This is a genomic window from Streptosporangium sp. NPDC049078 (genome assembly GCF_040648855.1).
Classification (GTDB): domain Bacteria; phylum Actinomycetota; class Actinomycetes; order Streptosporangiales; family Streptosporangiaceae; genus Streptosporangium.
Genome location: NZ_JBEZEL010000003.1, coordinates 98,504 through 111,988, shown reverse-complemented (window position 1 = coordinate 111,988; position 13,485 = coordinate 98,504). Strand labels below are relative to the sequence as shown.

The window sequence follows — 13,485 nt, the reverse complement described above, 5'->3', positions numbered from 1 at the left end:
CATGTTGGAGACATCGGCCCGGTTGCTCAGACTGCTCTCGCTCCTGCAGACCCATCGGGACTGGTCGGGCGCGGAACTGGCGGAGCGGCTCGGCGTGACCACCCGGACCGTCCGCCGTGACGTCGGGCGGCTGCGCGAGCTGGGCTATCCCGTGCACGCCACCGCGGGCGCGCCCGGCTACCGTCTCGGCGCAGGCACGGACCTGCCTCCGCTGCTGCTGGACGACGACGAGGCGGTGGCGGTCGCGGTGGGCCTGCGCACGGCGGCCGGGAGCTCGGTGTCGGGGATCGAGGAGACCTCCGTGCGGGCACTGGCCAAGCTGGAGCAGGTGCTGCCGTCCCGGCTCCGGCATCGCGTACACGCGCTGCGGTCGATGACCGTGCCGATGGGACGGGCGGGTTCGGCGGTGGACCCGGCGTCCCTGAGCGCGATCGCCGCCGCCTGCCGCGACCACGAGACCCTGCGGTTCGACTACCGCACGCACGACGGGCAGGAGAGCGTCCGCGCCGCCGAGCCCTACCGGCTCGTCCATTCGGGACGGCACTGGTATCTGCTGGGCTGGGACACCGGCCGGGCCGGCTGGCGCACCTATCGGATCGACCGCCTGAGCCTGCGGACGCCGAACGGGCCGCGATTCGTGCCTCGCGACCCGCCCGACCCCGACCTGGCGGCCTACATGTCCCGTTCGATCTCCGGAGCGCCCTATCGCTACCAGGGTCGCTTCACGATGCACGCTCCGGCCGAGGTCGTCGCCGAGCACATGCCGGCCACGATGGGGGCGATCGAGCCGATCGACGAGCGGTCCTGCACGGTGTCCAGCGGTGCGAACGACCTCGACGAGCTCGCCGTCTGGGTCGCGCTGATGGACATCGACTTCGAGGTGCACGAGCCGCCCGAGCTCGTCGACCGCATCCGCGCCCTCTCCACCCGCCTCGCCGCCGCCACCCCCACCTGATGGGAATCGGCTCACTGTAAGCAGCCCGTTATCGAAGTCCCCCGGCTCGGCGGGGTCCGCGATCTACCCTGGTGCACAGCCACGCAGACCCCCACTGCCTTGGAGATCCTTGACGTGCTAGAAGGCCGTTGGACCACGATCACGCCTTCCCAGTACCAGCACGAGCGCGAGGCCCTGGAACACGTCCGCTCGGGGCTGCCCGACGCGGAGCCGTACCGTGCCTGGTCGAATTTCACCTTCACCGCCAACACCGGGCACGTCCGCGAGGTCGACCTGTTCGTGGCCGCGCCCGCGGGGCTCTTCCTCATCGAGATCAAGAGCCTGCACGGGCGGCTCGGCGCGAGCGGCGCCAACTGGGTGCAGACGACCGGCAACCGCACCCGCTATTTCGACAACCCGCTGCACCTGGCCGACTCCAAGGCCAAGCAGCTCAAGTCGCTGCTGCAGCAGGCCGCCGGACCTCGGGCGCGGGTCCCCTACATCCACGCCGCGGTCTTCCTCTCCGTGCCCTCGCTGGAGGTGGAGCTGCCCGACCAGCACCTCACCGGGGTCTACGGGCCCGAGAACGGCCGGCTACCGAAGATCCTGTCGGACCTGCTCACGGCGGCGCCCCGCGACCAGCGCCGCCGCATCACCCCGGAGATCTCCCGGCCGCTCGGCGGCTGGCTGCGCAAGGTGGGGATCGCCAAGAGCCGCTCCCACCTCCAGGTGGGAGCCTGGGAGCTGGAGCCGCGCCCGTTCGACGCCGGGCCCACCTGGGAAGACCACCTGGCCACGCACCGCGACATCAGCGCCGAGAAACGCCGTATCCGCATCTACCTGGTCGAGCGCAACGCCGACGAGGACATGCGGGCCAGCATGGGCCGGGCGGCCCGCCGCGAGGTGCTGGCCCTGCACGGCATCAGTCACCCGGGCATCGTGCGGGTCGACACCCTGGAGCAGCACGAGATGGGCCCTGCGCTCATCTTCCGGCACGACCCGCGCGCCATGCGCCTGGACCACTACATCGGCGAGTACGGCCCGCGCCTCGACCTGCTCACCCGGCTCAACCTGATCCGCCAGCTCGTCGAGGCGGTGTCGTACGCCCACGGGCGGCATCTGCACCACCGGGCGCTGTCGGCGCGCAGCGTGCTGGTCACGCCGGGCCGCGCTCCCAGGGACGCGCGGGAGCAGGGCTGGCTCAACCCGCAGCTCCAGATCAGCGACTGGCAGACCGCCACCCGAGGTGAGGGCACCGACGGCACGAGTCCGGGGATGAGCTCCAGCAGCCATGTCGGCCAGCACATGGAGGCGTCAGCCCAGGCTTATCTGGCCCCTGAGCTGAACACGCCGAGCCCCGACCCGGTGGCGCTCGACGTGTTCGGCCTGGGCACCCTGTCCTACCTGCTGCTCACCGGTCTGCCTCCGAGCGATCGGCGGGCCGACCTCCTCGCCCGCCTGTCGAAGGAGAACGGCCTGCGCCCCTCGACGGTCGCCGACTCGGTGACCGGGTTCATGGACGAGCTGGTCCAGGCCGCCACCGCGCCGGTTCCCGTACAGCGGCTGACCAGCGTGGCCGAGTTCCTGGAGATGCTGGAGATCGTCGAGGACGAGGCGACCGCCCCCGAGTCGGTCCACCCCGCCGACGAGCAGCCGGGAGACGACCTCGATCCGCTGGAGGCCAGGCAGGGCGACGTGATCGGCGGCGAGTGGCGGGTGGAGAAGCGGCTCGGCACCGGCTCCACCTCCCGCGCCCTGCTGGTGACGAACCTGCGGAGCGAGAAACTGGAAGTGCTCAAGGTCGCCCTGTCGGACGAGAAGGCGGCGAGGCTCGACCACGAGGCGTCGGTGCTGCGCGACCTGCGTGACGACTCGCGCGTCATCAAGCTGGTCCGCCCCGAGCCGATCAGGATCGGCGACCGTACCTGCATCGTGCTGGAACACGCGGGCGAGCACACCGTCGCCCGCAAGATCCGCGAGCAGGGGGCGCTCACCCCGGACGAGCTGGAGACCTACAGCGACTACCTGTTCGGCGCGCTGGACTTCCTGGAGGGCGAGGGCGTCACCCACCGCGACATCAAGCCGGACAACATCGCGATCAGGGTCCGCCCGAACCGTACCCGCCAGCTCGTCCTCTTCGACTTCTCGCTGGCCGGCATCTCGGTCAGGGAGATCGAGGCGGGCACCCCGTACTACCTCGACCCCTTCCTGGGGACGGCGAAGCGGACCGTCTACGACGCGCACGCCGAGCGGTACGCCCTCGCGGTGACCCTGCACCAGATGGCCTCCGGTGAGCTGCCGGCCTGGGGCGACAACGCGACCGAGCCCCGCTACACCGAGGGCCCGCCCACCCTGGCCGCCGAGGCGTTCGACCCGTCCGTCAGGGAGGGGCTGGTCGAGTTCTTCCTGCGGGCGCTGCACCGCGAGGCACGGCAGCGGTTCGAGTCGCTCAAGGACATGCGCAACGCCTGGTTCCAGGTGTTCCGGCGCTCGGACGCGGTGCCGCCGGTGAGTTCCGGGCATCCGGGCGACCTGCCCGCCGAGGAGGTCACCGCGGAGGAGGCGCGGGACGCCGCCGCGCTGGCCGCCACCCGCGCGACCGTGCTGGAGACCGCCGGACTGACCTCCCGTGCGGTGTCGACGGCGCACCGGCTGGGCGCCACCACGGTCGGCGACCTGCTGAGCCTCCCCTCCAAGACCCTGTTCACCCTCCCCGGCCTCGGCGCCAAGACCCGCCAGGAGCTCCAGCGCCGGATCCGTGACTGGCGGACCCGGCTCGACGAGAGCGAGCCGATCACCACCGGCGAGCGGGTCGCCGCCCGCGAGGAGGCCGCCGCACTGGACGGCGACGAGGTGGTGCTCGGCCGGATCGGCCTGGACACCGTCGCCGCCCTGCTCGTCCCCGAACGGCACAGGAACGGCCGCAACGCGGGCGAGGTGGAGGCCATCCGGCTGCTGCTGGGGCTGCCCGACTCCACCGGTGCGCTGCCCGGCCTTCCGCCGTGGCCGCGTCAGGAGGCGGTGGCCACGGCGGTCGCGGTGACCAGGGGCCGGGTCGCCCAGATGCTCACCCGGCAACGCGACCGGTGGCACACGGAACCGGTGATCCGCAGCGTCCGGGACGAGGTGCTGGAGCTTCTCGCCCAGAGTGGCCGGGTGATGGCGGTGGCCGAGCTGGCCGAGGCGGTCCTCGCCGCCCGGGGTTCCAGCCGCACCGATCCGGCGCTGCGCCGGGCGCTCGCCCTGGCCGCCGTACGGGCGGCGGTGGAGATCGACCCGGTCGTGAAGGAGCCCGAGGAGCCCCGGCTGCTGCTCCGCCGCCACGACGACCGGCACGACGACCGCCGCGATGACCGGCACGGTGAACGGGCGGACGAGCGGGCGGGTGACCGGCTGATGGTGGCGCTGGAGGTCGGGGCGGACGACTCCCCCGACACCCCCTCGGCCACGGCACTGCTCGACTACGCCGACGCGCTGGGCGAGGCGGCCGACCGGCTGGCCGCCCAGGAGGTGCTGCCGACCTCGGCGGCGGTCCTTCGCGAGCTGAGGGCGGTACCCGTTCCCGGCCAGGCCCCGGTGCTGGAGGACCGCCGCCTGGTCCAGCTCGCCGCCGCGGCCTCGCTGCGGGCCGCGGCCACCTCCCGGCTGGAGATCTATCCGCGCGACCTGGACCCGGTGCGGGCGCTCCGGCTCACCCAGGCGGGCGTGATACCGCTCGGCGGGGGCGACGGGCATCCCGCGGGGCTCAGGCCCGAGCAGGTACGCGAACGGGTGCGGGCCCGTTTCCCCGCGCTCGCCCCGCTTCCCGGCCATCCGCGCCTGGACACGCTGCTCCGCGACGCCGGTTTCGACGTCCGCTGGCGGGACGGCCGGTACGTCCCGCCGCAGTCGCCCGACTCGGTCTCCGGCACGGTCATCCGGCGCCGGTCCACCCGTACCGGGGCGTCGCGCTGGACGGCGGCCACCCCCGAGCTGGCCGAGGCGCTCCGCACCGAGGAGCGGCTCGCCTCGGCCGGACAGGGCGGCTTCCGCGCGCTGACCGTGGGCCTGACCGGGTACGAGCGGGGCCGCCGTGAGCTGGTCGGCCGCTTCGGCGCCCGGCCGGTGAACGTGACCGGCCTCTTCGTCGCGGCGCTGCACGAGCTGATCGATCCTCGGCCGCTGCCGACGTGGCAGACCGTGCTCGGTGCCGACCTGGCCGAGCCGGGCAGCAGGGGCGCGCTCAAGCTCGCCGAGTACGCCCGCGACGCCTGGGAACTGGTCGCTCCGCGCCTGGACGCGCTGTTGTCGGCCACCCCGTTCCCCGACACCCCGCGTCCGCGGACCTCGAATCCGGATTCCGGACGCCCGGAGACCGGGCACGCGGGTCCTGGGCACCCCGGCTCCGGGCGCGCCGCGGGCCCGCTGTTGCTGCACGACGCCGCGGCCGCCGCCAGGTACGACGGTCTGGGGGTGATCCGGCGCCTCGCCGGTCGGGCGCGGGCCGGCGGGCCGCCGGTCTGGCTGCTCTGCCCGATGACCGACCCGAACCGTTCGCCGAACCTGGACGGGGCGCTGACCCCGGCCCAGCTGCCGAACGAGTGGATCAAGCTGCCCGACGCCTGGGTGGCGAACCAGCACCGAAGTGGAGCGAGAGCGTCGTGATCGACCGCAAGGCACTGCTGGCCGACCTGCAGAAGCAGGTCAGGACGCTGGAGAAGGACCTGCGGGACCAGGTGGAGACCGCCTCGGAGATCGTCGGCACCGACGGCACCGGGCACTCCGGCGGCGGTGCCCGCCACGAAGGCGCAGGGCACGGGGACGCCGATCACGGGGGTGCCGCCGACGGGGACGCCCGGCGGGTCGGCGGTTCGGACGGAGGCCGCACGGCGAGGAGGGTCCGCGACCGGCTGGACGCCGAGTACCGGCTCGCGTTCCGGCTGGGTCGTACGGCGGCGACCTGGGCCGCGTGGCGGGACGAACGGGTCACCCAGGCCGCGGCGGCCTGGGTGCTCGGTACGGTCTTCGTCCGATTCTGCGAGGACAACGGGCTGCTGACCTCGCCCTACCTCGCCGGTCCCTCGCCGGAGCGGATGGTCCTCGCCGAGGAGGCGCAGGAGGAGTTCTTCCGGCTCAACCCCGCCGAGACCGACCGGGGCTGGCTGCTCGCCGCGTTCGCCGAGATCGCGGACTCCCAGGCCGGCGCGCTGCTCTTCGACCGCAGGCACAACCCGCTCTACCAGATCCCGATCTCGCACGACGCGGCCAAGGAGCTGATCGGCTTCTGGCGGCGGCGCGGCGAGGACGGGGTGCTCGTCCACTCCTTCGCCGTCGAGGACTGGGACACCCGCTTCCTCGGCGACCTCTACCAGGACCTGTCCGAGGCGGCACGCAAGACGTACGCGCTGCTGCAGACCCCGGAGTTCGTCGAGGAGTTCATCCTCGACTACACGCTCACCCCGGCGATCGCCGAGTTCGGCCACGACGAGATCCGGATGATCGACCCCACCTGCGGGTCCGGTCACTTCGTGCTGGGCGCCTTCCACCGGCTGCTGGACGAGTGGACCCGGCACGCGCCGATGCGGGACCGGCGCGAGCTGGTACGGCTGGCGCTGCAGGCGGTCCACGGGGTGGACCTCAACCCGTTCGCCATCGCGGTCGCCCGCTTCCGGCTGTTCATCGCGGCACTGCGGGCCTCGGGCTTCACCACGCTGGCCGAGGCGAGAAACTACGAGTTCCCGCTGAACCTCGCCATCGGCGACTCGCTGATCAAGGCCCGCCAGCTCGCGCTGCCCACCATGGAGTCCGACGCCGCGATCCTGCACGGGGTCAGCGAACAGGGCAGGCTCTTCGCCGCAGCCAACGAACAGGGCGACCTTTTCTCGCAGACCTACGAGGAAGAGGTCGCCGACCTCCCGAGAGACGAACTGGCCGAGTTCGCTTACACCACCGAGGATGTCCAGAATTTCCCGGGCATCTTGAGTCCGGGCAGCTACCACGTGGTCGTGGGCAATCCGCCTTACATCACGGTCAAGGACAAAAAGCTCAACGAATTGTACCGCGAACTCTATAAAGCCTGCGCAGGTCAATATGCACTCTCAGTGCCGTTCGCTCAACGCTTCTTCGAGTTGGCGCTGTCTGCGGAGAACGACGGCAGAGGCGCCGGTTACGTCGGCCAGATAACAGCCAACTCATTCATGAAGCGAGAATTTGGCCGTAAACTAATCGAAGAGTTTTTTGCCCATCAGGTTGAACTTACCCATGTCATCGACACATCGGGGGCGTACATCCCTGGACATGGCACCCCAACCGTAATTTTATTCGGCCGTAGTCGAAGACGGAAGCGCTCTGAAACCATCCATATGGTCATGGGAATCAGCGGAGAGCCCAACCCCCCTCCAATTCCCGCCGAAGGCAAAGTATGGCAAGCCATCATCACTCAAATCGGCAACCCTAAATCAGAGTCAAAGTGGCTAAGCACTACAGATGCCAACAGAAAAGACCTCGCTCGATACCCTTGGAATCTGGGGGGAGGTGGCGCAGTCGAACTTCAAGAGTTGATCGAGTCTGCCAGCAGGCGGAGAATCGCTGACGTAGCGACAAGCGTAGGCCGCTCAACTGCAACCGGCGAAGACGAACTTTATTTTCTCCGTGACGAATCCACTGCGCGGAGACTTGGTGAAAGCGATTACGTCAGAGATCTTGTCGTCGGAGACACCGTCCGCGACTTCGTCATCTTCGATGTGGTCAAGGTCCGAAACCCCTATCTAGACTCAGCCAACAGGGTTAGCATCCCCACCTCTCACCCCCTTAGCACACGCAGCCTCTGGCCAGCTCGCACGCTCTTGTCGAGGCGGGTTATCTTCGGCAAGTCAATGCACGACCAAGGGCGCCCCTGGACAAGTCATCTGGAAAACTACTCCAGTAAGCTGACAACACCCCACGGGATCACCTTCGCTTTTGTTTCCACTCACAACCATTTCACCTTTGATCGACTAGGCCGACTTTTCAATCGGACTGCACCCGTAATTAAATTACCAACAAAAGCTTCGAATATTTCAGAGAAAGAGCACTTCGAGCTACTTGGAGCCTTAAACAGCTCAACAGCGTGTTTCTGGCTTAAGCAGGTGAGCCAGGACAAAGGAAACCGTGGCGGCGAGCGAGGCACAGGCCGCTATGCGTGGGAGAATTTTTTTGAATTCACTGCGACAAAGCTACAAGAATTTCCGCTCCCGAAGCATTTACCCTTGGACCTCGGGCGGGAGCTCGATGCTCTAGCACAAACACTTCAAGAAGCGAGCCCCGCAAGAGTGGTGGCAGGAACCACACCAACCCGGGAGCGATTGAGAAACGCGCGGGAGCAGTGGCATTCGACCCGAGCGCGGATGATCGCGCTTCAGGAAGAGCTGGACTGGCACGTCTACTCGCTCTACGGACTTCTGGATGAGAGCTTGACCGCTCCACCGGAGGCCATTCCACAACTCAACCTTGGCGAGCGGGCTTTTGAGATCGTCATGGCGAGCAACCCCGAGGTGGACGAGTCAGACGATCAATGGTTCATCCGACACCGGCGCGAGGGCTCGCGCAAGGTCAAGGAGATTCCGGGTCACTGGCCGGACGAGTACAAAAAGGTCGTGGAGCGGCGAATCGCGCTGATCGGCTCTGATCGCAACATCGGGCTACTGGAGCGTCCCGAATACAAGAGGCGCTGGGCGCTGATCAAAGACGTAAAGCCATGGGGGTGGGCCGAGCAGGAAGCGGCTGCCCTGCGCAACTGGCTGCTGGATCGGTGTGAGGCGCGGGAGCTCTGGTTCCACTACCTGGACGGGATGGAGCAGCCTCGGATGCTCAGCACCGCACAGCTCGCCGACCTGCTTAGGCCCGATGAGGACTTCGTCTCGGTCGCCGAGCTGTACGCCCCCGGCAAGGACCTGGAGAAGGTGGTCGCCGAGCTGGTCGCCGACGAGCACGTTCCCTACCTCGCGCAGCTCCGCTACAAGGACTCCGGCCTGAGCAAGCGCGCCGACTGGGAGGACGTCTGGAACCGGCAGCGCCGGGAGGACGCAGCCCAGGCCGTCGCGGACGCGGCCAGGCAGGCGGCCGAACGGCAGCGGAAGATCGCCGACGACCTGGAAGACGGCGAGGAGCGTAAGCGGGCCTACGACGAGTGGACCGCGCTCAACACCGAGCAGGTCAGGGCCGAGGCGGAGGTGAAGAGGATCCGGGACGCGATCCCGGTGCCGCCGAAGTACGGTTCGGGTGACTTCCTCAAGGTCTCGTACTGGCGTAACCGCGGCAAGCTCGACGTGCCGAAGGAGCGGTTCATCTCCTATCCGCACGCGGGCCGCGACGGTGACCCGGCGCTGGTCCTCGGCTGGGCCGGCTGGGACCACAAGGAGCAGGCTCAGGCTCTCGCCACCATCGTCGTCGACCGGGAGCAGAACCACGGCTGGGACGCAGACCGGCTGACCCCGCTGCTCGCCGGGCTCCGCGAGGTGCTGCCCTGGGTCCGCCAGTGGCACGACGAGTTCGACTACGTCTACGGCGCCAGCCCTGCCGACATCTACGAAGGCTTCCTCACCCAGACGCGCGACCGCCTGCACCTCGGCGACAACGACCTCACCACCTGGCGTCCCCCGAAGACGACCCGCCCCCGCAAGCAACCCTGACCAGGCTCACGGGAAATGAGACATCGGTGCCTCTCGTCCGTCGACCACGGCCGAGAGCCCTCCCGTGTTCCGCAGGCGTAACTAGAAGTCGAACTCGCCCTTCTTGGCCCCGTCCACGAAGGCGTCCCACACGCTCGCACTCACCACGAACGGCGCCCGCTCGGGGGCCTCAGTGTCACGCAGCCCCACCCGACCACCCGACAACGGAGCCACCTCAAGACAGTCACCCTGGTCGGGACCGCTCTTGGTGGCCTTACGCCAGGCCGCGCTCTTCAACTCATCACTCAGGTCCACGGTCTCTCCGCCTCTCCACTGCGGATAACGGTGCACGGGGAAGCTCCCAGCAACGACCGGGAGCCTCCCCTGCGGAGGGATCGAGGGTCAGAAGTCGAACTCACCCTTCTTCGCCCCGTCCACGAAGGCGTCCCACACGCTCGCGCTCACCACGAACGGCGCCCGCTCGGGGGCCTCGGTGTCACGCAGCCCCACCCGACCACCCGACAACGGAGCCACCTCCAGGCAGTTCCCCTGGTCGGGACCGCTCTTGGTGGCCTTACGCCAGGCCGCGCTCTTCAACTCATCACTCAGGTCCACAGTTTCTCCGCCTCCCTGATCAACTCGGTGGACATTTGCTGGGGTTGCGCCTCGGCTCGCAAGGCGTCATACCTGCTATGGATAGCTTCGACATCTTCAGGGCGGTTTGTCACGTGCCCATGAATTGCGGACTGGATATACGCCGTATCCGGAACTCCTGAAAGCTGCGCGATCACGAAGCCACCGAGAACCCCGGTCACCACCCCCAGCTTCAAGGGGATGATCTGGATGCCGATTCGTGGGGATTCTACCGCCTCCACGAGGCGTTCGAGTTGCCGGCGCATGATTTCCTTGCTGCCGACCAGGCGGTGCAGAACGCCCTCGTCCAGCACCGCGCGGAACAGCGGCGGGTTTTCGCGAGCGAAGATCTCCTGCCGCCCTATTCGGGCCGCGACAGCCTTCTCTATTTGTTTGTCGGTTATGCCGGGCTCGCTCCGGATAACCACCCGCGCGTACTCCTCGGTCTGCAGCAGACCCGGCACGATGAGCGGTTCCCAGGTATGTAGAAAATGCGCCTCCTGCTCGATATCCAGCCACCCCCGGAACCACCGAGGGCTCGTCGAGCGGGTGACGTACTCCCAGAGCCGAACGAGCTCCCCGCCCGCGCCCACGGCCTCGTCGTAGTGCTCCATGAAGCTCCGGCCTGCCCTGCGCTGCCCTCGCTCGGTGAAGCCGATCAGGCTCGCGCTGAAAGGGATGACCTCCGCCAGGCGCTCTATGGAGATGCCGGTTCTATTTCGGTATTTGCGAAGTTCGGCCCCCAGAAGGACCAGAGGCTTTACAGAAGGGTCGGGTTCCTGGAAAGCGGACATTTCAGCTCCGTCCTGCGGGGGGCGCTACTCCGCCAACACAAAAAAACACAGTCCACTACAAAGTGTCCTGGAGGTGTGTAGGGAGTTTCGATACTCAACGTAGCCGGTCGAGGGCACTCTGTGAAGGGAAGGAGGGCGCGAGAAAAGCGTCGGATAAGCCCTCTTACCACATGCATCAAAAGGCCTCGGCAAACCTGTCGCCAAAATAGTTGTCTATGTCCGGAAAAGAGGGTCAGAAATGGCGCCGAGGTGTCGGATCATGCGACATCGACAGGTAGTTCAGGCATCCGCCGGATACAGACCTGTCACCACTCGGCAAGCCCTGGTCGGACGGCCGGAAGTCACCTGACGCAGGCACGACCACCCGGACGGCGCCGCCCCCGCCCCGGAAACGCAGTCCTCACCCCAGAAACGAAAGCGGGACCCGCCACGGCATCGCACGCCGGGACGAGCCCCTCGACCGGACGCAGGAGGTCCGATCTGATGCATCACCCTAGAGGAAACCCCCGCCCCATCAGGGTCCGTTGGCACGCCGACCGGCCGCCGATGCCGCTCGGTTGCCGCTGGTGCGGTCATCCCCCGTACGCGCACGAGGCCGCCAGCCTGCCGCACCGCGCCCGCCACCACTGGGAGCAGCCCACCCCCGCCCAGGTCCACGCCAGGATGACCACCCGCCGCCGCCTCGGCCTTTCCGGTCGTCCGCCGGTCGCGACGCCCGTCCGGTCGATCCCCGCTCCCCCTCCCGTCGTTTCCCCGGCGCGGCTCCCGGAGGTCTCCCCCGGCCGGCACCGGCGCCCTGAGCAGGCCGGGGTCACGGCCGGGGTCGCGGTCACCACCGTGCCGTACCGGCGAGGACGGCCGCCGGGTTCCCGTACCCCCGGCAAGCACACCCCGTACCGGCAGGGGGCGACGGCATGAACGGACGCGAGCCAGAGCCACAGCCCCGGCAGGGCGGGCGGCACCGGCGCGGGACCGTCACCGAGCGGGTCTGCTCCCGGCCCTGGGACCCGGCGGAACGCGCCGCCGCCGAGCAGCTGGACCAGATCGAGCCCGCCTGGATCGTCTGGTACGGCACCGGCACCCGGCACTTCCACGCCGTCGCCGTCTGGCCCGCCGCCGAACCCCTGATCGTGCGGGCCCGCACCGCCGACGAGCTACGCGACCTGATGCGCGAGGCCGAACGCAGCACACCGCCACCCCGAGGAGGGACCATGCCCGTGAGCCCCGACACACCGCACCCCACGGACGACCCGCGCGCCGTCTACTGGGACCTGCCGCACGACCTGCCGATCGTCGGCAAGGCCCGCGCCATGGTGAGCGAGACCCTCACCGCCTGGGCGCTGCACCACCTCACCGACGATGCCGTCCTGGTGGTCGGCGAGCTGCTCGCCAACGCGATCGTCCACGGCGAGCCCGTGGTCAGGCTCTCCCTGTGGGCCGACGCCGACGAGTTCCAGGTCCAGGTCACCGACCGTGGCCCCGGACAGCCGCGTCACCTCACCCTGGATCCCGAGTCCCTGCACGGCCGCGGGCTCGCCATCGTCAGGGCTCTGGCCCACGACACCGGCGTCACCCCCCTCCCCGACCGCCCCGGCAAAACCGTCTGGGCCCACTGGCGTCTCTCCGTCGGCGACCGCTGAGAGCGCAGCCCCGAGCCCGAACGACCTCCGCCCGCCCTGCCGCGGCCCACCGGGGCCGATCGCGGTCACGCACCCCCGAGCGGAGAGGCGTACGAATACCGATCGACACATAAGACATCTCTACCTATCAACCAATAAATGCGACAGCGCTTGATCTCACACAACGAGGCCATGATGTATCATCGGCCGATGACCGAAACGGTTGATCTTGTAAATGGCGAAGGGCACGTGGTCAAGCGAGCAGTTCCGCGCCAGGACGCCGGTCGTTACGAAGGTCTTTATCTGTCGATTGTCATCGTGGTCATATTCAACGGAATCGGGCAGATACTCGTTCATCGACGCTCCCTGTCCAAGGATGTCAATCCGGGGGACATCGACCATGTCTGCGGTGCGGTGGTCTCCGGAGAAACCCCTCACCAGGCCGCACATCGGGAGACCCGCGAAGAACTCGGGGTCTCACTGCACAACCTTCACGTGCTGCACCGGGGAATCAATCCGTACGACCGTTACCGATATCTGTTCACAGGCGAGACGGACGAGAGTCCGCGTCGAGACGAAATAGATCCGGCGGAGGTCGATTGGGTGGGTTATGAGCATCCGGCGGCGCTCATCGCCAAACGCGAGTCGGGCGAGCTCACCTTCATCGACGGTTTCTTCGACGATCTGGACGTCGCGCTGCGATTCTTCGCCGAGCGCCGTGCCCCACAGGCCGTTCCCGTGCCCGGAGCGCTCGACTCCCGTCCGCCTTCCTCCGTTCGGACGCGTGACCGTGCGGCACAGTGGGGGGCGCCGGACGTCACGGTCCCGTCGATCGTTCACGACCGCCTCCACAACGATGTGTTCACCGGTCGTTGAAG

General features: G+C 68.4%; 9 protein-coding genes. 6 read left to right on the top strand and 3 right to left on the bottom strand.

Annotated elements, in window-relative coordinates; genetic code table 11:
• Nucleotide 1: 1 nt before the first annotated feature.
• The 3 genes from AB0B90_RS05600 to pglX all read left to right on the top strand — a co-directional run bounded on the left by AB0B90_RS05600 (nt 2) and on the right by pglX (nt 9,582).
• Entirely contained in the window at nt 2–955 is a 954-nt protein-coding gene (locus AB0B90_RS05600) for a WYL domain-containing protein (protein ID WP_362920973.1), read from the top strand.
• Between the two features lie 114 nt (nt 956–1,069).
• Nucleotides 1,070–5,578: a BREX system serine/threonine kinase PglW gene (pglW, locus tag AB0B90_RS05595; RefSeq protein ID WP_350947556.1), complete on the top strand. Its 4,509-nt coding sequence runs from the start codon at nt 1,070–1,072 to the stop codon at nt 5,576–5,578.
• On the top strand, nt 5,575–9,582 hold the full coding sequence (gene pglX / locus AB0B90_RS05590) for a BREX-2 system adenine-specific DNA-methyltransferase PglX (protein WP_362920970.1): 4,008 nt from the start codon (nt 5,575–5,577) through the stop codon (nt 9,580–9,582). The genes pglW and pglX overlap by 4 nt, the downstream gene beginning before the upstream one ends.
• An 81-nt stretch (nt 9,583–9,663) precedes the next feature.
• Here the strand turns inward: pglX and AB0B90_RS05585 are convergent, their stop codons facing one another.
• The 3 genes from AB0B90_RS05585 to AB0B90_RS05575 form a co-directional block, all read right to left on the bottom strand.
• Complete coding sequence (locus tag AB0B90_RS05585; protein WP_350947554.1) at nt 9,664–9,876, bottom strand: DUF397 domain-containing protein; 213 nt, start codon at nt 9,874–9,876, stop codon at nt 9,664–9,666.
• A gap of 87 nt (nt 9,877–9,963) precedes the next feature.
• The gene (locus AB0B90_RS05580; RefSeq protein ID WP_362920968.1) at nt 9,964–10,176 is read right to left on the bottom strand and encodes a DUF397 domain-containing protein; all 213 of its coding nucleotides are present in this window, start codon (nt 10,174–10,176) and stop codon (nt 9,964–9,966) included.
• The gene (locus tag AB0B90_RS05575; protein WP_362920966.1) at nt 10,167–10,988 is read right to left on the bottom strand and encodes a helix-turn-helix transcriptional regulator; all 822 of its coding nucleotides are present in this window, start codon (nt 10,986–10,988) and stop codon (nt 10,167–10,169) included. Before AB0B90_RS05575 ends, AB0B90_RS05580 begins: the two co-directional genes overlap by 10 nt.
• A gap of 483 nt (nt 10,989–11,471) precedes the next feature.
• On the opposite strand from AB0B90_RS05575, the gene AB0B90_RS05570 reads away from it, so the two are divergent.
• From AB0B90_RS05570 to AB0B90_RS05560, 3 genes are all read left to right on the top strand, one after another.
• On the top strand, nt 11,472–11,906 hold the full coding sequence (locus AB0B90_RS05570) for a hypothetical protein (protein WP_350947551.1): 435 nt from the start codon (nt 11,472–11,474) through the stop codon (nt 11,904–11,906).
• Nucleotides 11,903–12,628: an ATP-binding protein gene (locus AB0B90_RS05565; RefSeq protein ID WP_362920963.1), complete on the top strand. Its 726-nt coding sequence runs from the start codon at nt 11,903–11,905 to the stop codon at nt 12,626–12,628. The genes AB0B90_RS05570 and AB0B90_RS05565 overlap by 4 nt, the downstream gene beginning before the upstream one ends.
• A gap of 189 nt (nt 12,629–12,817) precedes the next feature.
• Nucleotides 12,818–13,483: an NUDIX domain-containing protein gene (locus AB0B90_RS05560; RefSeq protein ID WP_362920961.1), complete on the top strand. Its 666-nt coding sequence runs from the start codon at nt 12,818–12,820 to the stop codon at nt 13,481–13,483.
• The last annotated feature ends 2 nt before the right edge of the window (nt 13,484–13,485 follow it).

Bases quoted from the DNA above. Each gene is read 5' to 3' on its own strand.
- AB0B90_RS05600 (WP_362920973.1), top strand. From the start codon at position 2: ATGTTGGAGACATCGGCCCGGTTGCTCAGACTGCTCTCGCTCCTGCAG.
- AB0B90_RS05575 (WP_362920966.1), bottom strand. From the start codon at position 10,988: ATGTCCGCTTTCCAGGAACCCGACCCTTCTGTAAAGCCTCTGGTCCTT.
- AB0B90_RS05570 (WP_350947551.1), top strand. From the start codon at position 11,472: ATGCATCACCCTAGAGGAAACCCCCGCCCCATCAGGGTCCGTTGGCAC.
- AB0B90_RS05565 (WP_362920963.1), top strand. From the start codon at position 11,903: ATGAACGGACGCGAGCCAGAGCCACAGCCCCGGCAGGGCGGGCGGCAC.
- AB0B90_RS05560 (WP_362920961.1), top strand. From the start codon at position 12,818: ATGACCGAAACGGTTGATCTTGTAAATGGCGAAGGGCACGTGGTCAAG.